The sequence below is a fragment of the Roseivirga sp. genome (assembly GCF_034669765.1).
Classification (GTDB): Bacteria; Bacteroidota; Bacteroidia; order Cytophagales; family Cyclobacteriaceae; genus Roseivirga.
Window position 1 is genome coordinate 103,016 of record NZ_JAXMOQ010000001.1, and the last position, 24,576, is coordinate 127,591.

General features: G+C 39.4%; 17 protein-coding genes and 1 pseudogene. 12 read left to right on the plus strand and 6 right to left on the minus strand.

From position 1 onward, the window contains the following. Positions 1 to 65 precede the first annotated feature (65 nt). Positions 66 to 710: a hypothetical protein gene (locus VOI17_RS00550; RefSeq protein ID WP_323755285.1), complete on the plus strand. Its 645-nt coding sequence runs from the start codon at positions 66 to 68 to the stop codon at positions 708 to 710. Positions 711 to 904: 194 nt separating this feature from the next. Beyond that, positions 905 to 3,874 (plus strand): DUF2723 domain-containing protein, encoded by a 2,970-nt coding sequence (locus VOI17_RS00555; protein WP_323755286.1) that lies wholly within the window; start codon positions 905 to 907, stop codon positions 3,872 to 3,874. Positions 3,875 to 3,905: 31 nt separating this feature from the next. Here the strand turns inward: VOI17_RS00555 and VOI17_RS00560 are convergent, their stop codons facing one another. Further along, positions 3,906 to 4,679 (minus strand): class I SAM-dependent methyltransferase, encoded by a 774-nt coding sequence (locus VOI17_RS00560; RefSeq protein WP_323755287.1) that lies wholly within the window; start codon positions 4,677 to 4,679, stop codon positions 3,906 to 3,908. Positions 4,680 to 4,779: 100 nt separating this feature from the next. Between VOI17_RS00560 and VOI17_RS00565 the strand changes: the two genes are divergently transcribed. Further along, complete coding sequence (locus VOI17_RS00565; protein ID WP_323755288.1) at positions 4,780 to 6,000, plus strand: GWxTD domain-containing protein; 1,221 nt, start codon at positions 4,780 to 4,782, stop codon at positions 5,998 to 6,000. Further along, positions 5,997 to 6,743 (plus strand): 23S rRNA (guanosine(2251)-2'-O)-methyltransferase RlmB, encoded by a 747-nt coding sequence (gene rlmB, locus VOI17_RS00570; protein WP_416376038.1) that lies wholly within the window; start codon positions 5,997 to 5,999, stop codon positions 6,741 to 6,743. The genes VOI17_RS00565 and rlmB overlap by 4 nt, the downstream gene beginning before the upstream one ends. A gap of 76 nt (positions 6,744 to 6,819) precedes the next feature. Here the strand turns inward: rlmB and VOI17_RS00575 are convergent, their stop codons facing one another. Both VOI17_RS00575 and VOI17_RS00580 read right to left on the minus strand, forming a co-directional pair. Then, complete coding sequence (locus VOI17_RS00575) at positions 6,820 to 7,890, minus strand: mannose-1-phosphate guanylyltransferase (protein ID WP_323755289.1); 1,071 nt, start codon at positions 7,888 to 7,890, stop codon at positions 6,820 to 6,822. A gap of 1 nt (position 7,891) precedes the next feature. After that, positions 7,892 to 8,863 (minus strand): KpsF/GutQ family sugar-phosphate isomerase, encoded by a 972-nt coding sequence (locus tag VOI17_RS00580; protein ID WP_323755290.1) that lies wholly within the window; start codon positions 8,861 to 8,863, stop codon positions 7,892 to 7,894. An 81-nt stretch (positions 8,864 to 8,944) separates the two neighbouring features. On the opposite strand from VOI17_RS00580, the gene recQ reads away from it, so the two are divergent. Genes recQ through VOI17_RS00600 form a run of 4 tightly spaced genes read left to right on the plus strand, consistent with a single transcriptional unit; the run spans position 8,945 to position 14,152 of the window. Then, entirely contained in the window at positions 8,945 to 11,134 is a 2,190-nt protein-coding gene (recQ, locus tag VOI17_RS00585) for a DNA helicase RecQ (protein WP_323755291.1), read from the plus strand. Between the two features lie 33 nt (positions 11,135 to 11,167). Next, positions 11,168 to 12,457 carry a phosphoribosylamine--glycine ligase gene (gene purD / locus VOI17_RS00590; RefSeq protein ID WP_323755292.1) on the plus strand — a complete coding sequence of 430 codons (1,290 nt, stop codon included), beginning with the start codon at positions 11,168 to 11,170 and terminating at the stop codon, positions 12,455 to 12,457. Between the two features lie 34 nt (positions 12,458 to 12,491). Continuing rightward, positions 12,492 to 13,685 carry a regulatory iron-sulfur-containing complex subunit RicT gene (locus tag VOI17_RS00595; protein WP_323755293.1) on the plus strand — a complete coding sequence of 398 codons (1,194 nt, stop codon included), beginning with the start codon at positions 12,492 to 12,494 and terminating at the stop codon, positions 13,683 to 13,685. After that, a complete protein-coding gene (locus VOI17_RS00600; protein ID WP_323755294.1) occupies positions 13,682 to 14,152 on the plus strand; it encodes a gliding motility lipoprotein GldH in 471 nt (156 codons plus the stop codon). Before VOI17_RS00595 ends, VOI17_RS00600 begins: the two co-directional genes overlap by 4 nt. Here VOI17_RS00600 and VOI17_RS00605 read toward each other — a convergent pair. The 3 genes and pseudogenes from VOI17_RS00605 to VOI17_RS00615 form a co-directional block, all read right to left on the minus strand. After that, complete coding sequence (locus VOI17_RS00605; protein WP_323755295.1) at positions 14,149 to 18,153, minus strand: AAA domain-containing protein; 4,005 nt, start codon at positions 18,151 to 18,153, stop codon at positions 14,149 to 14,151. The genes VOI17_RS00600 and VOI17_RS00605 overlap by 4 nt on opposite strands. Before the next feature lie 122 nt (positions 18,154 to 18,275). Further along, positions 18,276 to 19,551 (minus strand): annotated as a pseudogene (locus VOI17_RS00610) (amidohydrolase family protein). Positions 19,552 to 19,616: 65 nt separating this feature from the next. Next, a complete protein-coding gene (locus VOI17_RS00615) occupies positions 19,617 to 20,408 on the minus strand; it encodes a class I SAM-dependent methyltransferase (protein WP_323755296.1) in 792 nt (263 codons plus the stop codon). A gap of 199 nt (positions 20,409 to 20,607) precedes the next feature. Between VOI17_RS00615 and VOI17_RS00620 the strand changes: the two genes are divergently transcribed. From VOI17_RS00620 to crcB, 4 genes are all read left to right on the plus strand, one after another. After that, positions 20,608 to 23,085, plus strand: coding sequence for a DUF5916 domain-containing protein (locus VOI17_RS00620; RefSeq protein ID WP_323755297.1), 2,478 nt, complete (start codon positions 20,608 to 20,610; stop codon positions 23,083 to 23,085). Positions 23,086 to 23,210: 125 nt separating this feature from the next. After that, a complete protein-coding gene (locus VOI17_RS00625; protein WP_323755298.1) occupies positions 23,211 to 23,729 on the plus strand; it encodes an acyl carrier protein phosphodiesterase in 519 nt (172 codons plus the stop codon). An 87-nt stretch (positions 23,730 to 23,816) separates the two neighbouring features. After that, positions 23,817 to 24,176 carry a hypothetical protein gene (locus VOI17_RS00630; RefSeq protein ID WP_323755299.1) on the plus strand — a complete coding sequence of 120 codons (360 nt, stop codon included), beginning with the start codon at positions 23,817 to 23,819 and terminating at the stop codon, positions 24,174 to 24,176. After that, entirely contained in the window at positions 24,173 to 24,547 is a 375-nt protein-coding gene (gene crcB, locus VOI17_RS00635) for a fluoride efflux transporter CrcB (RefSeq protein ID WP_323755300.1), read from the plus strand. Before VOI17_RS00630 ends, crcB begins: the two co-directional genes overlap by 4 nt. Positions 24,548 to 24,576: the final 29 nt, after the last annotated feature.

Sequence of the window (24,576 nt, forward strand, 5' to 3'; positions counted from 1 at the left end):
TACGCTTAACTAATTTTATTATTGCATTTAGCCATTAATCGTAGATTTGTCGAAATTGTTTTGCTATGCCAAGAGAATACACCCCGTTAGAAGCTAAAATGAAGGAGTACACTTCCATCAATAAAACGGTGGTGTTTATACTTATGTGTATCATCTCTACTCTGCTTCTATACATTCAGCAAACTTTTATTTTATATGAGATTACCGCATTTAAATTCATGGACGGGGTTGACCTAATGATTTTAAAGGCAATTTCCGGACTAAAATACCTTGGGATACCAATAATGTTTGCCTTGAAGTTTACCGTCACTGGTTTCATTTTATGGACAGGCTGTTTTCTTTGGGGCTACAGGGTAACTTATAAACAATGTTGGCAGATTGCCATGTTTGCTGAAATGATCTTTTTTATTCCTGAAATTCTTACGATTCTCTGGTTCTTTTTTATTGATGTCGACCCAACCTACCAAGATTTCCTTGCCTTTGAGCCTCTTTCGTATATGAACTTCTTCAACCATGAACAAGTCGCGGAAAAATATTGGTATGTAAATTCTTCTCTTAATGTTTTTGAGATTGGCTATTGGATATTGCTTACTTATGGAGTGAACTTTGCTGCACGAAAAAAGAAATCCATCGCAAATGCCATTGTCTTTACTTCTTATGTACCTCTATTCTTACTTTGGCTTTGGTTTTACTTAGGTGTCTACAAGTAAAGGTCATAGAAACTCCTTCGATTTTCTGTCAGAATTTAACACTGCAACTCGCCTTTCACCGTATTAATAAAATTTAACCCTTGTTCAATCTAAATTTTACTAATTTCACGCCCTGCAAATAGGTTTACAATTGCTCATGGTATCCCGTTCGTTACTGTTTTTTAAGGAATGAACCTACCATTAAAAATACTGAAATGACAGACTTTAAGAAATTCAATAATCTCACCGGATGGGCGGTTTTTATAGCTTCGCTGATTGTCTACATCTTGACCCTCGAAGAAACCGCTAGTTTTTGGGATTCAGGAGAGTTTATCGCCATTGCCTATAAACTTGAAGTATCTCACCCTCCAGGCGCACCTCTTTATATGCTTATTGGGCGTATGTTCTCACTTTTTGCCTTTGGTGATGTGACTCAGGTGGCCTATTGGATCAATATGGTGAGTGCGGTATCGAGTGCTTTTGCCGTACTTTTTCTGTATTGGACCATCGTAATGTTGGGTAGAAAATTAATCAATGCTGAACTTGGTAACGAAACCAATATTCAAAAAATACTACTTGCTGGAGCGGGTGTGGTGGGGGCAATGAGTTTTGCCTTTACAGACTCTTTCTGGTTCTCTGCTGTTGAAGGCGAAGTATACGGAATGTCTTCATTCTTTACCGCTTTTGTGTTTTGGGCCATGCTCAAATGGGAAATTGTGGAAGATGAAAGCGGGAGAAACAAATGGATCATATTGATCTTTTACATGCTCGGTCTTTCTACAGGAGCCCACCTTTTAGGTTTGGTTACTTTGCCTGCACTGGGCTTAATCTACTATTTCAAGAAATACGAGAACCCAAATTGGAAAGGCGCTTTTGCCGCCATGGGTATATCACTCTTTTTAGTGATGTTGATTAATTCCTTTATCATTCCTGGCTTACCCACCTTGGCTGGAAAATTTGAGATAACCTTTGTAAACACCCTTGGTTTACCTTTTGGTTCAGGCGCCTTATTTATGATTGCCTTGCTGATCGCGGCAATTGTATTTGGGTTAAAATGGACGCGAAGAAAAGAATTTGTTACCCTAAACACTTTGATGCTAGGAATCACTTTCGTGTTGATCGGATATTCTTGTTATGCTGTAATTCTAATTCGCTCTAAGGAAAACCCTGCCATTGATCAAAACAACCCAGAGAATGTAATGACATTCATCTCTTACCTAAAAAGAGAGCAATATGGTAGCAGACCACTTCTATACGGTCAGTATTATAATGCCCCACAGCCAGAGCAGAAACAGGGGGCTCCAATATATTATAAAGACGAAGACGGATATAAAATCTCTGATTATAAAGTAGAAACCACCTATGACGATGCTTGGTCTACATTTCTACCAAGGATGTACAGTTCTTCTCCTGCCCATATTCAAAAATACATGGCTATTACAGGCCTAAGAGAAGGAGAAAAACCGACATTTTTAGACAACATGGCTTTCTTGTTCTCCCATCAGATTGGCCATATGTATGTCCGCTATTTTATGTTCAATTTTTCAGGTAGAGAAAGTGATATTCAAGATGCAGACTACTTAACAGCCCTAGATGGCAATAAGGATGTTCCCGACTTTATTAAAAATAATAAATCACGGAATCAGTATTATATGATTCCATTGATTCTTGGCTTAATCGGGTTCTTCTTCCAGTTTAATCGAGACCCAAAACGTTTTTCAGCCACACTCCTCTTCTTTATTCTAACAGGCTTGGCGTTGGTCATCTACCTGAATTCGCCACCAATAGAACCAAGGGAGCGAGACTATATCTATACTGGATCATACTATGCATTTGCCATTTGGATCGGTTTTGCTGTATTGGCCATTGGCAGTGCAGCGATGAAGCGTGGTAAGGCATTGGCTTACGGTGCTCTGGCGCTTTGCCTAGTTTCGCCAATCATATTGGCCTCTGAAAACTGGGACGATCATGATAGAACAGGCAGATTCTTCTCTGTAGATTCTGCAAGAAACTTCTTGGCTTCATGTGCTCCAAATGCTATACTATTTACTGGGGGTGACAATGACACTTTCCCGCTTTGGTATGTACAGGAAGTAGAAGGCTTTAGAACCGATGTGCGAGTAATTGTTCTCAGCTATTATAATACAGATTGGTATGTAGATCAAACCAAGGTGAAGATGAATGAATCTGATGCCTTCCCTTACACTCTGGGGATTGAGAATTACAGACAAGGCACAAATGACTATTTATATGTAGATGAACGCCCTCAGTATAAAGGCAAAGCCATTGGTCTTAAAGATTATATTTCTTTGGTACAACGCAAGAGTCCGGCTATCCAGAGACAGCTTGGTTCAGGCACCATAATCAATACTGTACCAGCCCGTTCATTATTCCTGAATATTGATTCAGCACAAGTATCGAATCTTGGAGTTATCCCGAATAGCCTTAAGAAATATGAGACCAATCGTATTACTTTCACCTTTAAGCAGGGAGAGAACTTCTTAGAGAAAGCGCATTTGATGATGCTTGATTTGATTGCCACCAACAACTGGAAAAGACCAATCTATTTCAATTATACATCAGTGAGTTCGATACCTTTTGATTTGGATGACTTTTTGGTGCAAGAAGGAATGGCCTATCGACTTCTTCCAGTTCAAAAACCTGGAAGCATGAGAGAAATAGTGAATACAGATTTGATGTATGACAATGTGATGAACAAGTTCCAGTTCAGGGGATTAGACAATCCAAAAGCCAACCTAAATGGAGATTATAGAGGTTTTGCTCAAAATCACAGGTCTATGTTTACCACCTTGGCAGATGCATTAATTACTGAAGGAGATACCGTCAGGGCCAAAACTGTTTTGGACTATGGTATGGAGGTGATGCCAAAAGAATCGCTTCCATATGATATCGCTTCTGTGAGTTTTGTTCAAGCTTATTTGAATATTGGCGAAGAAGAAAAAGCACTTGCTATGGGTATGGAGATTGCAGAAATGTTCAACGACATGGCTACATATCAGCAGAAGAAAATGCGATACGATTACGAGTTCAGAAAGTACTTAAATGGACTTCAGTACTTGCAATCAATCTTTAGTCAATATGGTCATCCTGAGCAAGCAGCAAGACTTAGAGAGATGCTCGATGGACAGAATACCATGCTGTCCATTGACCGAAGTAATTTCTAAATGGAGAGTATTGAGATGACCGAGGAATCGGTTATTTCTCTAAAATCAAAAATAAATCTAATGCAGCATCTGCATCATCAGTCAGGAGGTAATCTTCCTGACTGATTTCATTTACAAGCTTTGTGTTGCCGTCATTCAGCTTATTACGGTTGAGCCTGTTTAGAATGTCGTAGGGAATTCGGAGCAAAGGCGCAGGTAAATTGTATTGCAAATTGAAAATATCGAAACGAGTAATTCGCTGCACCGATCGCTTATTCTCTTCGTAATAAGCCATTACTTTTTCATTGCCCGTTACCCCCTTCATTTCCACTTTAGTAAAAATTTCTGAAGCCAAATCTGTCAGCTGCTGAGCAGTATATTCTCTAACGTGCCATGGGTTTCTGGTCAGTGTTTTTTTAATATTCGGAGTGGTCAAAATGGCTTTGCCCCCTGGCTTTAGAACACGATAAATTTCTTTCAAAAACTCCTTATCCTGCTTTACATGTTCAATCACTTGAAAAGAAACGATAGAATCGAAACTGTTATCGGTTAAATCAGAGAATGGCGGAAAAACTGCCTGACGAAAATCCAGATCAGAATATTTACTTTTCAGCTCATCAATTACAGATTGAATTTTATCTAAGGCCACATAGCTATCTGCCAAAGGCGCTAGTAGTTCTACACCACGTCCCTCGCCACAGCCCAGCTCTAATAAATCCCCCTTTACATAAGGTATAGCCAAATAATAAGCCCTCAATAATCTTTGATGTATTGGGTTATCAGAGGCAATTTTGTCCGAAGCGATTTCTGTAGTGTAGGTAGCCATTCTTAACTTTTGCCCAAAAATAAACCATTTAGCTTACAATGAGCTAATCAGGACAGCATTCCCTACAATTTGATTACATTTGTTGTCAGTTTTGCTTCGCATGAAAAGGCTAGTACTCACATTAATTCTTACCATTTGCACTCAATGGCTGTTTTCACAAAGCAGAATGAGCTCTGCGGATGTTAGTTTTCTTTACAACCAAGACCATGAATTTCTGATTGACCACAGGCTTGCCCAAGATGGCAACCGTGTAAAGGTATATCTTCGTTTTATACTGAACAGTGGCGTGGTTAAAATCAGCGATTACGAAATTCAGTATGATATTCGCAACAGCTACATTGATGAAAAGCACGTAAATGCTTCTATAAGACTAGACTCTGCCGCATTGATTGCAACTGGCTTTCGTGAGTTCATTTACTTATTTGAATTTGAAAAAACTGTCGACCAAAGTCTCATTGTGATTGAGGTCAACAATGTGTTACGGAATAGAAAGTTCTTAATTGACATTCCAATTGAAAAGAACAAAACAACCAAAAACCAGCCTTTCCTTATTTTTGAGGCGCAAAGAAATGTACCTTATTTCTCTCGCTTTATTAACCTAGATCAATCTGTTAGATTAGTAAATGTTTTTGGAAACAATGGTAAATATCAAATTCAAGGGGTTCTTAACAACCAATCAGTAGCCATTCCTACTTTTGACGATTCGAAAATAAAAGCGCCCGCTAAAATCGAAATTGATACGCTCTATAGCCCAGTAGAAAACGAGATTATAAAATTTTCAACACCTGGGTATTATGTTATTAATAATGCTACAGAACCATCAAATGGCCTTGGAGTTCTAGTGACAGATCCCCTTTACCCCTATTTTGGGCAGTTTGAAAAAATGATTGAACCGCTGATTTTCATTTGTACAAACGATGAGTTTAGAACCATGAAAACAGCTTCTGATTCACGCATGGGCTTCGAAGACTTTATAACCAGCCGTATTTCAAATGGAGGAAGAGTAGCTCAAGATTTTGTGAAATATTATTATGGGAGAGTCAGGAAATCGGCACATCTTTTTACCTCTAATAAAGACGGCTGGAAAACCGACCGAGGAATGGTATATCAGATTTATGGAAATCCCTTACAGGTATTCCGTAATGAAGAACAAGAGTTATGGGTATTCGCTGCTCCAAATGGAGGGAGAATACGCTTTAACTTTGAAATTATTTCAGAAGAAAATAATCTTTTGAAATATAGTTTAATAAGAGAAAGTAAGTACAAAGAATCGTGGATGGACGCTGTGACCAGTTGGCGTAGTGGAAAAGTAATTGAATGATGATAAGCCAACCGAAAGAGGACTTCATTTATGGAAGTCGAGCAATAATTGAAGCCATAAATGCTGGGAAAGAAATAGATAAGCTGCTTTTACAAAAGGACGTTAAAAACGAGCTTACTACTGAACTATTGATCGCAGCGCGCGACTTTAATATTCCAGTGCAAAAAGTACCTATTGAAAAACTCAACCGCATTACGCGAAAGAATCATCAAGGGGTAATTGCCTTTATTTCATCTGTAGAATATGCTTCTTTAGACAACATTATTTCCGAAGCCTACAGCAAAGGCGAGGTGCCACTATTGATTGTGTTAGATCGTATTACTGATGTGAGAAATTTTGGTGCCATTGCCAGAACTGCCGAATGTGTTGGTGCTCATGGTATCGTGATTCCATCTAGGGGAAGTGCACAAATAGGTAGCGATGCAATGAAAACTTCTGCAGGCGCTTTAAATTTCATCCCTGTTTGCCGTGCAGATAATTTAAAAACCACCCTGAGAGAAATTCGAGATAACGGCATTACTATCCTGGCTTGTACTGAAAAAGCTACTGATTTGGTTTATCAACACGACCTTACAGTGCCTATTGCTTTACTAATGGGTTCGGAAGAAGATGGTATTTCGCCTGAGTACCTAAAGCTTGCAGATCAACTTTGTAAACTTCCTATTAAGGGAAATATAGAATCATTGAATGTTTCGGTAGCTACGTCAGTGGTGTTATACGAAGTAGTGAGACAGCGCAGCTAAAAAAATCAACTATAAAGCAAAAAGTGGCTACCCTGATTTAGAGTAGCCACTTTTTGTTTGGTCTTAGTGCTTAAATCTAGCTAAACTCTTCTCCTTTAGCTTTGGCATCGTGTAAAAACTCTCGGAATTTTTTCTCGGCATCTTTCTTACAGATCAGAACCACATTGTCGCTTTGAGTAATTAGATATCCGTCTAGATCTTGAGCCACAATTAATGTATTGCTCGGGCCTTTTACATAACAGTTCTTAGTGTTATACAATAGCGCCTTTCCATCCACTACATTTCCTTGATCATCCTTGGCCTTAATCTCATGTAAGGAATCCCAACTCCCTAAGTCTGACCAATCGAAAGTACCTTTCACCATAAAGACATTACTCGCTTTTTCCATAATGCCATAGTCAATTGAAATGCTCTTGCACTGAGCATAAGCGCCATTGATAAACTTTTGCTCATCTTGGGTATAATAGGCATCATTACCCTCTTCAAAAATCACTGCTAAATCAGTAAGGTGCTCATGCAAGGCCGCAATAATGGTTTCTACAGACCAAATAAAGATCCCCGCATTCCAGACAAAATCTCCGCTTTCAACAAACTTTTGAGCCAACTCAAGCTCTGGTTTTTCAGTAAATGTTTTTACTCTTTTTACCTTTTTCAAAGGGCTAGAATGGTACTGAATATAGCCGTAACCCGTCTCTGGTCTTGTTGGGACAATCCCTAGCGTAATCAACTTATCTGAGCCTTCTGCTGCTTTTATAGCAGTGTTCAAGTTTTGAGTAAACAAGCTTTCTTTAAAAACAACATGGTCAGATGGAGCAACCACCATGACTGCCTTAGGGTCTTTCTTCTTGATTTTAAACGCTGGATAAGCTACAGCAGCAGCAGTATTTCTTCCTATTGGCTCTAGAAGGATTTGATCCTCAGAAAGCATAGGAAGCTGCTCTTTGACTAAATCGTGGTATCGGTTATTCGTAACTATGTAGAAATTCTCTTCTGGGCAGATGGTCAAAAAACGATCGTATGTCATTTGGAGCAAAGTACGCCCAGTACCCAAAACATCTAAAAATTGTTTTGGCTTTTCCGCACGACTATAAGGCCAAAAACGACTTCCAATGCCGCCAGCCATAATCACTACATAATGATGTTTCATGCTATACTATTCCTTCGTTAATCAAATCCTGGATATGAATAAAGCCAACTATATTTTCATCGCTATCTAAAACCACCAAATGATTGATTGAATACTCTCTCATTTGGTTCATAGCTCGCAATGCAAACTCTCCCTTTAGTATTGTCTTAGGGTGCTTAGTCATTACCTCTGCCACGGTCCTTTGCTCAAAGCTCATGTCTTTTTCGATCATTCGCCTAATATCCCCGTCAGTAAAAATCCCTGTTAACTTCCCAGTATCATTGACAACGGCTGTAGCGCCTAAACGGTTTTTCGAAATTTCAAGAATACTCTCTTTTACTAAATCTGTTTGCTTAACAATTGGCAAACCGTTCTTAGGATAAATGTCTTCTACTTTCAAGTATAGCTGCTTGCCCAATGAACCTCCTGGATGATACTTGGCGAAATCCTCGCTGGTAAACCCTCGGCACTCTAGGAGGCAAACAGCCAAAGCATCACCCAATGCCATGTGAACAGTAGTGCTTGTAGTAGGGGCTAAATTATTTGGATCTGCTTCTTTGTCAATGGTTGCATTTAATACGTGATCCGCTTGCTTAGCCAAGTCCGAATCTAGGTTACTCACCAAAGCGATAAGTTTGGCTCCTGTCCTTTTAATTAGCGGAACCAACACTTTAATTTCAGGGGTATTTCCACTTTTCGAAATACAAATAACTACGTCATTTGGCTGCACCATTCCCAAATCACCATGAATGGCATCTGCGGCATGCATAAAAAGTGAAGGAGTTCCCGTTGAGTTTAGGGTCGCTACAATCTTATTTGCCACAATTGCACTTTTTCCTACCCCTGTGATAACTACCCTTCCTTTCAATTCTAAGATTAATAAAACAATCGCTTCGAAGCTCCCGTCTATGAATTCAGAAATCTGTCGAATTGCATCCGCTTCTTTGAGAAGTGTATTTTTGGCTGTGGTTTGAATATTTTTTGCTAATTTCAACTTAATGGCGTTTGAAGCATACGCGACAAAGATAAGGATTCGCTCAAACGTTTTTGAAAACTGGATATATTTATAGGAAGTGTGGAGGAATTAAGAAAAAAATTAAAGGAAGTATTCGGTTACGATACCTTTAGAGGCAACCAAGAACCAGTCATAAAAAATATTCTCGCAGGTAAAAATACCTTCGTGATTATGCCCACTGGGGCAGGTAAATCAATGTGTTATCAGTTGCCAGCGATTGTTAGGCCAGGAACGGCCATCGTAATATCGCCTTTGATTGCCCTGATGAAAAATCAGGTAGATCAGATGAATGCTGTAGGTATTAACGCCCGTTTTTTGAATTCGACTTTAACCAAGAGTCAAATCAACAAACTTAAAAAAGCAGTTCTCGCTGGAGAAGTGAAACTACTATATGTTGCACCAGAGTCGCTCACCAAAGAAGAAAACGTAGAGTTTCTTAAGCAGGCAAATATTTCTTTTGCAGCTATTGACGAGGCTCATTGCATTTCTGAATGGGGGCATGACTTCAGGCCAGAGTACAGAAGGATTAAAAGTATAATCGACCAGTTAGGGAACTTACCCATTATTGCACTGACGGCTACGGCTACTCCAAAGGTACAGTTAGACATTCAGCGGAATTTGCAAATGGAAGAAGCCGACCTTTTCAAGTCGTCCTTTAACCGTGAAAACCTTTATTACGAAGTTAGACCCAAGAAATCGATCAAAAAACAATTGATCAAGTTCATGAGGGAAAACAAAGGTAAGTCAGGAATTATCTATTGCTTAAGTCGTAAAAAGGTAGAAGAAATTGCCAATTTCCTTCAAGTAAATGGGTTTAACGCCAAGCCCTATCACGCAGGCTTCGATCCAGATGTTAGAATCAAAAATCAAGACGATTTTCTGAACGAAGAAGTAGATATAATTGTGGCCACCATTGCCTTCGGAATGGGGATTGACAAACCAGACGTGAGATTTGTTATTCACTACGATGTGCCGAAATCACTGGAAGGCTATTATCAAGAAACGGGACGTGCTGGCCGAGATGGACAAAAAGGACAGTGCATTATGTTCTACAGCTATTCAGATATTATGAAGCTGGAGAAATTCAACAAAGACAAGCCCGTTACCGAAAAAGAGAACTCGAAAATTCTGTTGGACGAAATGAGCTTTTATGCCGAGTCCACAGTGTGTAGAAGAAAACAGCTACTACACTATTTTGGAGAAGAATATGATGACACTGAATGTCGTGAAAGCGGCATGTGCGACAATTGTAAATACGAACGAGAGGAGTACGAAGCACAAGACTATATCAAAACAACCATTCAAGCCGTAACAGAAACCGATGAAAGGTTTGGCTTAGGGCATATTGTGAATGTCATTCGCGGATCTCAAAACCAATACATCAAAAGCTATAAGCACAATAAACTTCCTGTTTTTGGAGCTGGTAAAACGGAAGAAGAAAGCTTTTGGAAATCTGTAGTTCGTCAAACTTTACTTTATGAGTTTCTAACCAAAGACATTGAAAATGTTGGCGTTTTAAAGCTTTCTCAAAAGGGTAAAGACTTTCTGAAAAAACCTTACTCCTTTAAGCTTACTAAAGATCATGACTTTAGTGATATTGATTTAGGAGAAGATGATGGTAATGAAGTAACACATCAGTCAACAACAGGACAGTCTTTCGATAAAACCTTATTCGATTTACTGAAAGCAGAACAAAGAAAAGTCGCCAAAGAACACGATTTACCTCCTTATGCGATTGTTCAGGAACCATCACTTCAAGAAATGGCCACTACTTACCCAACTACAGAAGAAGCCCTGAGCAATGTAAATGGCATTGGAATGGGCAAGGTTCAAAAGTTTGGAGCACCGTTCCTTAAAGTCATCAGTAAATATGTTGAAGACAACGACATTGATATCGAAGATGTGGTAGTGATAAAATCCTCTGGGTCAAAATCCAAAAACAAAATCTACATCATTCAACAAATCGATAGAAAAATTGACTTGGAAGAAGTAGCGGAAATGAAAAGTTGGACGATGGATACTTTATTGGACGAAATGGAAATCATCTGTTTTGCAGGTACCAAACTCAATCTCGACTACTATTTAGAGGAAATTATGGATGAAGACCGTGAGGAAGACATTCTTGATTACTTCTTAAATGCCGAAAGTGATGACATTCAATTGGCCTTGGAAGAGTTCGCGGATGAGGATGTTTCGGAAGAAGATCTCCGATTGGTCAGAATAAAATTCCATTCAGAATACGCAAATTAATTACCTTTAGCGCTTCAAAAATTTCAAATATTCATGAATATTCTTGTGTTGGGCAGTGGCGGACGCGAACATGCTTTTGCTTGGAAAATTTCGCAAAGCCCACGATGTAATAAACTGTTTGTAGCTCCTGGAAATGCGGGCACAGCAAACATTGCCGAAAACGTAAATATTAAAGTAACCGACTTTAAAACCATTGGTGAATTTGTAATTACCAACCAGATCAACTTAGTAGTCGTTGGACCAGAAGACCCTTTGGTAAATGGCATTCGTGACTACTTTGAAAAGGATAGTCAACTAAAGAATGTGCTATTGGTTGGCCCAGGGGCAGCGGGTGCTCAATTGGAAGGCAGTAAAGATTTTTCGAAAGACTTCATGAACCGTCATGGAATTCCAACGGCAAAATCCAAGACCTTTACCATTGACACCCTAGAAGAAGGGCTCAATTATGTTTCAAGCCATCCAACACCTATCGTTTTAAAGGCCGATGGTTTGGCCGCTGGTAAGGGAGTAATTATTTCCGAAACCGCAGAACAGGCCCGCGAAACACTAAAGGAAATGCTGGTAGACGCCAAATTCGGGGAAGCCTCAAGCCGTGTGGTGGTAGAACAATTCTTAAAAGGAATTGAGCTTTCTGTTTTTGTATTGAGCGATGGTTCTAACTACAAAATTCTACCTGAAGCCAAGGATTATAAACGTATTGGAGAGCAAGACACAGGCTTAAATACTGGAGGTATGGGCGCCATTTCACCAGTGCCTTTTGCTACACCAGCGTTTTTAGCCAAGGTAGAAGAAAAAGTAATCAAGCCTTCAATCGATGGTTTGAAAAAAGAAGGTATCGACTATAAAGGATTCCTTTTCATTGGCCTTATGAATATGGAAGGCGAACCTTTCGTAATTGAGTATAATGTCCGAATGGGCGACCCTGAAACACAATCAGTTTTGTCTAGAATTGACTCTGATTTACTAGAAATTTTGGAAGGTTCGGCCAATGGAACCCTCAATAAAAAAACCTTTAGTGTTAGTCCGCAAACGGCCACTACCGTGGTGATGGTGGCTGGCGGTTACCCTGAAGCTTATGAAAAAGGCAAAGAAATTACTGGAATTGAGAACGTAAATGAGGCCTCGGTATTTCATGCAGGTACTCAATTGAATTCTTCTGGTCAAACGGTAACCAATGGCGGTAGAGTATTGGCCGTTACAGGCATGGGGGAATCAGTAGAAAAAGCACTTGAAAATGCGTATAATGGGGTGAAGAAAATTTCTTGGCAGGACGAATATCATAGAACAGATATTGGCCAAGATATTTTGAGATTGTTAAAATAACGATTTAATGGCCTTCGGGTCTTAAAAATAAAATATGAGCTGTAGTTGTGGAGTAAGTACCGAAGGGGAAGTCTCTGGCTGCAACAATAACGGAGGCTGTTCAACCGGAGGTTGTAACAAAATGAATGTCTTCGACTGGCTGTCCAATATGGACATGCCCGCTGTGGACACTTTCGATATTGTAGAGGTTAGATTCAAAAACGGCAGAAAAGAATTCTTCCGTAATACAGATAACATAGATTTTGTTACTGGCGATGCCGTCATTGTAGACGTACCAAGTGGTCATCATTTGGGTTATGTTTCTATGCAGGGCGAACTGGTTAGGCTCCAAATGCAAAAGAAAAAGGTAGCCAATAACGATGAAATCAGAAAAGTATACCGTCAAGCAACCATTAAAGACCTAGAAAAATATGACAGCGTAAGAAAGCGCGACATGCCTACCATGTTTCGTACGCGCCAAATTATTCAAGATCAACAATTGAATATGAAACTCACTGATGTTGAGTATCAATCGGACAATACAAAAGCCACTTTTTACTACTCTGCAGAAGACCGTGTTGACTTCAGAGAACTCATCAAAGTGTTGGCGAGCGAGTTCAAAATCAGGGTAGAAATGAAACAAATTAGCCTTCGACAAGAAGCTGGCCGCTTAGGCGGAATAGGTTCTTGTGGAAGAGAGCTCTGCTGTTCTACTTGGCTGAATGAGTTTAAAAGTGTCAGTACCAGCGCAGCCCGTTATCAAAACTTAAGTCTAAATCCTGGTAAACTTTCAGGCCAGTGTGGGCGACTGAAATGTTGCCTAAACTACGAACTGGAAACCTATATGGATGCTCTAGAGGACATTCCGGAGGTAACTAAACTGAAAACCAAAATTGGAGATGCCAAGCTTCAAAAAACAGATATTTTTAGAAAAATTATGTGGTTTGGCTACGATGGCGAAAACACTTGGCACCCTATTGATGCCTCAAGGGTAGCTGAAATTAAAGCCATGAATGAAGAGGGTGTAATTCCAGAAACCCTTACCCTAGATGAACTTGAGATTAAAGACTTGAGCGATGTAGGTATCAACCGTGACCTTGAAAAAATGGACAAGAAGTTCAAGCAAAAAGACAAGGGACAAAATCAAAGTGGGAAGAAAGGTAATCTCAATTCCAAAAACAGGAATAGAAGTAACAAGAACAGAAACCGAAATAATCGTAACAATAAAAACAATAGGCCAGAGAAATGAAACGAGTACAATGGCTTTCTCTGTTAGCTCTGGTGATTACACTATCCGCTTGCGATCCTCACAAAATCTATGAAGATGTATATGATTTTGAGGCTGCAGTATGGAACATGGACACCATACCTGAATTCGAGTTTAATATTGAAGACAGCCAACCCAAAAGAATACTGTTGAACGTTCGCAATACAATTGACTTTAAATCTCAAAACCTATACCTCACTTATTACTTACTGAACAAAGAAGGCGCAGAAATCAAGTCTGAGTTGATCAATATTCAATTGTTTGACCCCATTACTGGAAAGCCATCAGGCAAAGGCAATAGTATTTTTCAACACGAGGTAGAAATTCTTCCTTCCTATACTTTCCCAAAAACGGGAGTATTTAAAATCAGAGTAGCTCAATATATGCGCGAAGCTGATTTACAAGAAATTCCGTCTGTGGGCATTCGGGTAGAGGAAACTTCGAATTAGTTAGCTTCCTGAACCGTTTCTACCAAACGGCCAATATTTTCCTTTACAACTTGAGGGGTTTGCCAGAAATTTCGGCTATGAACAAACCTGTATTTCCATTCTTTTGATTCCAATAGAAACGGCTTATAAACGAAACTGTCCTTTACCGTGGAGCTTTCATAAAACACATTGTCGTCTGTCATTAAAACGCCCTTGTATTTCCCCCGCCACTTTAATGAAAGATCTGCAAAAGGAAGTTCTTCAGTGAATTTTATGGGGAAGTCTTTCTCCCAATCCTTCAGCTTATTTTTCAAATACCAATCTTGTCCAAAGACTTTCGAGACACTAACAGTAGGCTCATATTCGCCTTCCGACACCTTTCGGGCATATTCCAAATAAGATTTGAGCAACTTTGGTCCTTCATTCTTTAATTGACCTACCTTCATTTCTTCAGGCAGCAAAGAGGTCACAATCATTACCTTTTCCTTGGCTCTTGTAATGGCTACATTTAATCGATTCTCTCCGCCAGCCATGTTCAAACTACCAAATTGGAGATTGATTTTACCTTTGGCATCACGCCCATAGGCCGTAGAAAAAATGATAATATCGCGTTCGTCCCCCTGAACGTTTTCAATGTTTTTTACAAAAAGCCCTTCCCAATCACCAAGCGCGTTCTCGTCAATTTTATCTTGAATCAAATGCTGTTGGCTTACATTGAAAGTGACCACCCCTACGGATTTTGACGTTTCATTCTTCTTGAGTTGAAGAAGTAATTGAATTACTTCTTCCGCTTCTAATATATTGGTCTGCTTTTCCCAAATCCCATCAATCTTTATAAAATCAATGGCGGGTTTTGAATCATTGATTTGATTGAAATGGGGAAGCATTTGAAGTTTCCCTTTATAAAAATGTTGGTTCGAAAAATCGATTAAGGCCAAAGATTGACTTCTATAATGGCCTTGAAGCTCAACTTGCATTAAGAACTTACTCGCCAGCTCCAATAGCGATTCTACTTCCAGCGCCATCTCCTCCGACTCCTCTTCCCACTTCACCCGATACAAATCATTCGGCCTCAGTTGCTGACTGTCACCAGCGATGACCAATTGCTTACCTCTGTAAATGGCAGGTAGCCCTTTCTCTGAAAAGCACTGACTTGCTTCATCAAAAATGACCAAATCGAAGAAACTTTCCATCGGAAAAATAGCCGAAACGGATTCTGGTGATGCCATCCAGCATGGTACTAAAGAAAATATATCTTCCGAAAGATGGTTTATCAGTTTTCTCAAAGGCCAAATTTGTCGCTTCTTATTTACCTGATGTTCAAGATCACGGTAGGTCGTCATATTATTGAGGCGATTGTATTCGGCAGGTTCGTAGGTTTTTTCTCTGGCCTTTTGAAGTAAAATCTGAGCACTCGTTTCTAGTTTTTGCGCCTCAGCATCCTGAAGATCGCTGATCATTTGCTCAAACTTCAAAGTAGATACAGATCTCAATATTGGGTGCTTACTTTCAATATGATCGATCCAAGCCAAGCGTAGGCTATTATCAAAAATGGCAATGTATTCTGCGGTTGTTCTTGCTCCCAATTCTTCTAACCTTTTGAGTCCTGAGAGTCTATCTTCTGTGAGAGAACTTTTGATTTGGTCCATTTCGCAGATAGAATCGAAATCGCGTTTCAGTGTCCTTTTCAATTGTGAAAGAAAATCCTCAGAAAGTAGCAATTGGTCTACCTGGACAGGGAGAATAAACTTATTCCACACTTCCCTCTTCTTGGGTAAGTCCTTTAAAGTTGTACGAACGGCACTTATTCTTAACTTTATTTCTTTGGCCGTCAATTTATTGACAGGGAAATATTCTTTGAAATTAGTGAACGAAGCAAAAATCAACTTAGCCTTAAGGGCCATTTCAAGCTGATCAACCCAAACATTTAAATCTTCCTGTTCAAAAGAACTCGGCACTTCATTGATCCAAATCACTGATTTAATTTTTGTAATCTGATGCTGCAGATTCAAACGGTTATCAATGCGTTGATCTAGAATTTTGAAATCCTCTTTGGTGTTGGAAAGACTATTCGCCACAAGAATTCGAGCCAACCTGATTTTCTCTTTGGAAAAACTCCACTTGATAGACCTGACAAACGATTTTCGAGCGTTCGCTCTTTTTTTCAATAGCGTCTGAACTTCTCCTAGTTCCTTAGTTTCCAAACTCTTCTCAACCCCTTCGTCTTCAAAACATTTATTGATCAATACCCTACTATTGGCCAACCAAAGCAGGTCACTATCCCTATTCGGAACACCGATCATGGGTTTCAGCAGGGCATAAATTTTTTCATTTTTTAAATACTCATTAAAACCTTTGAGTTTGTCTAGGTTCTCGCCCATTCTCCGACAAGTATCGTAATCTACCTTTTCATCCAGAATTGAAGAAACTTCTGTCGCCAATCGGCTTGTCTCTACGGGAATCTCATCTAGATACTCCAGCATTTTCTTGAGGTCCTGAATCTTGAAAGAAGAAAAATCCACCCTTTCTGCCCAAGGATAACCCTCCACATTTAATTTCTGAGCATACTCAAAATAGCGCGTCATTTCTTTTTCAAACTGATTGCCTCTAAAGTCAATTTGATTGTATTCTTGTACCAAAGAAATCGACTCCATTTCTGGGTCAGATGTGAGGTATAATTCCTTTACAGAAAGGCCACTTTCTGTATCATCAAACAATGCCTTTTTATAATCTTCCAGTGTTTCGGTTACATCATCAATGGTTCGACTGGCCTGCTTAAAGGCACGATCGAGCTGAATGGCATCCAGATTGGTATTGTTCCTTTTGTACTCATTCAACCTAGAGATTTGGTTCGAAATTTTTGAGTAAATCTCCTTCCGGTCATTCTTAAAATCATGTACCAAGCCTACAAAATCACTGATGTCTTTAGATTTTAGACGATCGTACACCACATCTAAAGCCGCTCGCTTTTGGCTTACCAAAAGTACTTTCTTCCCTCGGGCCATATAATCAGCCATGAGGTTACATATCAGCTGGGATTTTCCTGTGCCAGGAGGGCCTTGCACAACAATCGAATTTCCTTTTTTAACTGCCTTGATAGCATTCTCCTGAAAAACATCTTTTCTGAAAGGTGTGAAAGTTTCTTCTTCTTTCACCTTGTCTAAAAAGTATCGGTAAGGATCGAAATCAGGCCCAAAGTCATTTTGTTCCGAAAGGTTTTTCTGGGCAAAGAATTCTTCCAACGAATCCACCTTTAAATTAGCCAGCATATGATCATAATCTGGCATTAAGTAAGAATCGGCCTGAGGGAAAATGCCCAACACGGCTTCTGAAACCAGATTGAGTTTACCAATGTCATTCTCCTTTTCAAATCCAGCCTTCGAGAATTCAGTAAAGCGATTTAGCTTATCTGCATAAATGGCACTTCCAAATCGGATACTGATTTTGCTTTCTTCCAGCAAATCATACAGACTTGACCTGAACACTGTACTCCCCTTTTCAAAATCATCAAAAGATCTTTCCAACAAATCTTCATCAAGGCTTACATTATTGAAATGGGCATAGGCCATCAAAAAGCTCTTGTTGAGGGTTACGTTCACATCCGTTCTTGGCTTTAAGCTCCATTCATTGTCATTCATTTCCAGATTAACTGGGAAGAAAATAAGAGGAGCCCGAACAATAGAGCCATCGTTGAACTTGCCATGCACAAATGGCCAACCGACATACAAATCTTTGCCTCCTGTTTCTTCAAACAGGAATTGTTCCCTTCTTTTCACTTTTCTCAATCGGGTAGCCAGTTGGTTAGAACGTGCATCTCTAGCATCTGAATTTGGAATCAGGGGAATAGAAGCTTTCTGTGCAATAATATCTTCTATTATCCGAAAAGACGGCTTTAAGTCCATATGATCGAAATCGTGGAGATCGATGAACTGATTGGACAAAAGTTTGAGCAACACCAGCGAGCGGTTGTTCGCTGAAAGGTTTGTCAATCGCCTGAGGTAGGATTGCAAAATGTGTTGCATAGTCGAATTTAGGAATTAGTCTTCGGTTCGAGTAAAATCAGTGGTTGTTTATTATTAAAAAGAATGCTGGAAAAACCATTTTATTTTCTCCAGCATCTATAAAATTCTAACTAACGAATGACTTACTTCTTATAAACCTTCCCGTCTTTCATTACGAATTTAACATCCGTCATTGTAGAAATATCTTGTATTGGGTCACCGTTAACAGCAATAATATCTGCCATTTTTCCTGATTCTATTGAACCATATTGCTTCTCGATTCTTAATAATTGAGAAGCAGTCATAGTAGCCGTTTTGATGGCCTCCATGGGTTTCATTCCAGCTTTTACCATGTAGACGAATTCTTTACCATTGTCGCCATGAGGAAAAACACCAGCATCTGTTCCGAAGGCAATTTTTACTCCTCTCTTGTATGCTTTACTAAAGGTGGCACTTATCTGTGGTCCTACTTCCAAAGCTTTCGGCACCACCACGTCAGGGAAGAAGCCTGGTATTTTTGCCTTTTCTACCACGAACTCACCTGCCGAAATGGTAGGCACATAATACGTTCCCTTTTTGATCATCAAATCCATGGTCTGATCACTCATAAAAGTACCATGTTCGATGGAAGTAATTCCGGCCTCTACTGCTCTTCGCATTCCTTCATCACCATGTGCATGTGCGGCACTAACCATTCCGTATTCATTGGCTGTTTCGATAACTCCTTTGAGCTCGTCCATTTTAAACTGAGGGCCTTGGCCATCTTTTGCCACAGACAATACACCACCTGTCGCTGTAATCTTTATTACATCTGCTCCGTTTTTATAACGTTGACGCACGGCCTTTCTCGCTTCTTCTTCGCTATTTATTACTCCGTCCAGTGGTCCTGGGTCTCCCATTAGGTGATTACTGGCTCCGTTTGTTGGGTCGCCATGGCCGCCAGTGGTGGCTATGGTTTTTTCTGCTGTATAAATCCTTGGGCCAACTACTTTTCCTGCATTAATGGCATTTCGCAAGGCCACATTTACGCCTGAGCCGCCCAAATCTCTCACGGTAGTAAATCCAGCCATTAAAGTTCGATTGGCATATACTTGCGCGTCATAGGCAATGTCGGCCTCGTTCATGATATACCCAGCGAGCTGTGAACTTGGGCTGCTTTGAGACTCAATATGAACGTGCATGTATGAGCCCAGGCATCACTGTTTTGTCCTTTAAATCAATCACTTGATCCTCATTTCCCCCCTTAGTATATCCTCGGTCTACAGAAACAATCTTATTTCCTTCAATCACAATCGACATGGATGTCATTACTTGATCGGATTTACCATCAATTAATTTTCCTGCATGGATAATTGTTTTTTGGGCGTTTAGGCCTAATGAGAGTAGTACTAAAAGTGATAGTGTAAGTATTCTTTTCATTTGATCAGGGTTTTATCATTGGAAGATACGCAATTCTGTGACTAGAATTCAAGCTCACAAAAGGCTTACTTGTACTCCTTCGGAATCATTCTCACCAAATACTGATCACTTTTATCTTTATGGAGGTAATACAGAAACCAACCACATTCTTCAGCAATGTCAGCAAGGGTGTCTTCATCAATATATACCCAATCAAACCACTCCCCTTTTTCGCCTTGGTATTCGTATTGAAAGCTTACTTCCCCATAATATTTGTCCGTTGGTAAGTCTTGGCCTTCATATAAATACTTTATGTCTGAAGTGTCAAAAATCAACTGTCCTTCGGGTTTCAAGAGGGTTTTAGCATGATCCAGAAAGGTTTTAAACCTGTTGAGTTTGCCCACCATACCAATGCCGTTCATTAATAGAATTATGGTATCGTATTTCTTTTGATTGAATTTAAAGTAGTCGGCCTTGATGGCATTTTTCAGACCATCTTTTTTCATTAAATCAACGGAATCGCTAGAGGTATCAATTGCAGTGATCGATTTTCCCATTTGTTGTAACACCAAGGCATGACAGCCAGCCCCAGCGCCCACATCCAAAATATCGCCATCGGCAATAGACAGTGCCATTTGCTCCATTTCCGGCATCTCATCATAACCTCTAAAAAAATACCACACTGGCATTTCTTCAGTACCACCATACGAGGTATTTAGCATGAGTGATTGATCTTCTATTCCAGCATGAAAATCATTGAGTGCCTTTCCGTAAACATCCATCGTGCAAAAGTACGTTAAGAAAATGAAAGGGTGGAACCTTCGGAATTTCTCAACAATAAAAAATGCCTCTCCCAATTCTTCTTTACCTACCGACACACACCACTATAGATTCATTTTGGAAAGTCATGATTCCAGATATCAATATTTTAAAGTGTAATAATTATATATTATTAAACATAGGAATTAGTGTACCAAAACCATTCACACTAAAAAAGGAGGTACGTAAATAATTTGAATTTATAAGTCTTCCAACAATACCCACCTTTGTCTGTTATAACACACAAACAAAAAAGCATTGAACTTCAATAAGTTAACAATCATACTTCTGGCATTAGTTTGGACGATTAGTGCAAATGCTCAAGACGAACGAAAATCGTTTGAAGCGGTAAGAACGAATGAGAAAATCACCATAGACGGTGTAATGGACGAAGACGTATGGTGCCTAGCCCCTTTAGTGACTGACTTTATACAAAATAGCCCAAATCCAGGCATGGCTGCCACTAGAAAATCAGAGGTTAGAATGCTTTATGATGATGAAGCGGTATACATCGTTGCGCAACTTTATGAAAAAAAGGAGGATGTTTTTAACATCTTGACTAATCGTGATAACATAGGTAATTCAGACTATTTCGGTGTGAGTTTTGACCCTTATAATGCGGGACTCAACGGTGTGGGTCTTTTTGTTACCGTTGCAGGTGTTCAATATGACACACGTTATTCAAATGGCGGCAATGAGAGCGTATACAGAAACGATTCAGGCTGGAATGCGGTTTGGCTCTCTTCCGCTCAGGTCAAGGATGATTATTGGGTTGTTGAGATGAAAATACCTTATGCTGTTTTAAGGTTTACTTCAAAAGATATTCAAGATTGGGGTATTAATTTTTTTCGAAAAAGTGTATCCATCAACGAAGACTCATACTGGAACCCTGTGGATCCTGAAATTCCAGGTTTCCTAAACCAAGCGGGAGTAGTAAGGAACCTTAATAACTTAAAACCTCCCACACGACTATTCTTTTACCCATACGTATCAACCGTAATTAACCGGGCCACAGGAATAGGTGCTAGCAACCCAAGGCTCAATGGAGGTATGGACATTAAGTACGGAATCAATGATGCCTTTACTTTAGATATGACCCTAATTCCAGATTTTAGTGGAGTGAGATCTGACAGACAAGTACTCAACCTCAGTCCTTTTGAGGTGAAGTTTGACGAAAACCGAGCCTTTTTCACAGAAGGAGTTGAACTTTTTAACAAAGCAGGTTTATTCTATTCTAGAAGGATTGGTGGTATATTTGGCAATCGAACCAGAGCACTAAACAGTAACGAATCTGTTACCTACTCACCAGATGCAGCACAATTAATCAACGCCAGTAAAATCACTGGCCGAACGAATAAAGGTTTGGGGATTGGTTTTTTCAATGCCATAACGAAACCCACCTATTTAGAAGTTGAAAATACCGACACCGGAGAAACAACAGAAGTGGAGGCTGACCCGCTCACCAATTTTAATGTAATTGTTCTTGACCAAAACCTAAAGAACAATTCAAGTGTAACACTGACAAATACCAATGTAACAAGAGCTAAAAATGGAGATGATGCCAATGTAACGGCATTTAATTTTTCACTCAATGATGCCAATAGAAATTGGCGTACCTCAGGTTTTTTTGGCTATAGCAATGTAGCTTCTTACACTGATGACATTAAGAACACCAAAGGAGGAATTAAATATAACATTGGAATAGATAAGAATAGAGGGGTATTTCGGTATGGTATCAATCGAAATGTTGAGAGTGATACCTACGACATTAATGACTTAGGTTTTCTTCGTCAGTCAAACCAAATTGAACATAGGGGAGACTTCTCGTTCAACCAGTTTCAACCAATTGGTGCTTTTAACAATTATAGTTTTAGGCTGAATGCAAATCATGAACTGCTTTATGAGCCAAGGGCATTTTCCACTTGGAGATATAGCGTGAACATCAACGGACAACTAAAGAATTTCTGGAGCTTAAGTACTGAGTTCAATAATAGCCCTGGAACAAGTAATGACTTTTTTGAATCACGTGTTTCAGGTTACATATTCAAAAAACCTAGCAGCTACAGCACAAGACTAAATGTGAATACAGATAGTCGCAAGCAAGTAAGGCTATCTGGAAACTTTAGGTTTGGAAAAAGGCCTGATTGGGATCAGACTGATAAGTCAATAAACCTATCCGCTAGAATTAGAATTGGAGAAAGAGCAGAAATTAGCCATAATATAGAAGCCAGCAGCCGAGACAACGAAAGAGGTTATGCCAGAAGGCTTTATGACAGCGTAACAGGTGATTTGGAGTCTGTCATTTTTGGAAGAAGAGAAGTAAGAAACTTCACGAATACCCTAAACGGAAGTTACATTTTTTCAAACAGAATGGGAGTTACACTTAGGGCTAGACATTATTGGAGTCGCGTAGACTACAAGGAGTTTTATGAACTTACTGAAGACGATGAACTGGTAGCGACAACTTATGATGGTATAGATTCAGGCGAAATGGCAGATAATAGAAACTACAATGCCTTTAATATTGACATGGAGTACAATTGGCAATTCGCCCCTGGCTCTGAAATTAAGGCCATTTGGAAAAGAAGCATTGGAACAAATGATTACGATACTCAATTGCGCTTTTTAGATAACTTCAACAATACTTTTGGAGCGCCAAACGTAGATTCAATTACCATTCGAATGGTTTACTTCATCGACTACCTCAACATTAAAAATATCTTCACCAGAGGCTAATTGTAATTCAAGTATTCAGTAGTTACCTTACTGACCTAATATAAAAGGTCATCAATTATTTAGCGCATTTATATCTCTCAGGCCAACACTCCAAAATAGCCATCGGCAATTTTTTAGGTGATTTTGTGAAGGGAAATCAATACCAAGATTATGAGCCCGATGTTGCCAAAGGTGTGCTGCTTCATCGTGAAATTGATCGATTTACCGATACGCACGAAGTGGTAAGTCAAAGCAAAAAACGTCTTTCTGACAAGTATAGACACTATTCTGGCGTAATTGTAGACATGTTTTATGACCACTTTTTGGCCAAGAACTTTAGTGAGTTTCATTCCGATGACTTAAAAACCTTTTCTGAAAGTCATTTCAAAAAGCTGGTTGCTTTTCAAGATCAAATGCCTGCGAGAGCACAGCACATGCTACCCTATATGGTGTCAAATAATTGGTTAATGGCCTATGCCGAATTAAAAGGGATTCATAGGGCACTTTCTGGCTTATCAAGAAGAACCAAATTCGACTCGAAAATGGATGAGTCAATACAAGATTTAACTCTACATTATTCGTTGTTCGAAGAAGAATTTCGACTATTTTTCCCCGACATTCAATCACACATTAGCGAATTCAGAGAAGATTTGATTAATTCGTAGCACATGATTATTTCAAAACCCAAACGTAAGACCATCTTTTCCCTAACGGTTTTCACTCTTGTTTCTGTTATAGGGGCCCTCTACTTTATGCGTCAAATTTTAGCAGAGCCATCGGGTACTTGGCGGTATATTCTGCTTGGCTTTTTATTGGTAGTTTGCTCCATTATGCTCTACAAACTCATTTTCAACTATAAGGTATTGAAAATTGGCTATGATCAAATCCATGTTTACTATCCTTTCCGATTTTTTAAATCCGTTCAAGAAATATCTGAGCTCGGTGCTTGGCAAGAGACGATTATTAATACCAATAAAACTGAATACAAGCAATTAAAATTGGTGTTTCTAAATAAAGGCTACGTAAAAATATCTAATCAAGAGAACAGCGATTACGATAAAGTATACAAATACATTAAAAAGAAAGCTCCCAAAAAGGAGGTAAAAGAATGATAAAAAATGCATTCATTGTTGCTTTAGGTGGCGCAGTAGGAAGTGCCTTGCGGTATGTAATTCAGCACACCATTCATTCCAAATACCCTAACCTATTTCCCTATGGTACTTTTGTGGTAAATATTGCTGGTTGCCTTCTCATTGGGCTTTTGATGGGTTGGGCCACACAAGAAAAGTTATTCTCACCCCAAATCAATCTATTGCTCATAGCAGGGTTCTGTGGTGGGTTCACTACTTTTTCCACCTTTGCTTACGAGGGCAATACACTTCTACTTGAAAACAAACCACTCCAAGCACTATTATATATAGCAGCCAGCGTTGTTGTTGGAATGGTAGCTGCTTACTTAGGCTATAAATTTACGAGGGGCTAATCAATTGGCAAACAAACCCTTAGAGGCTA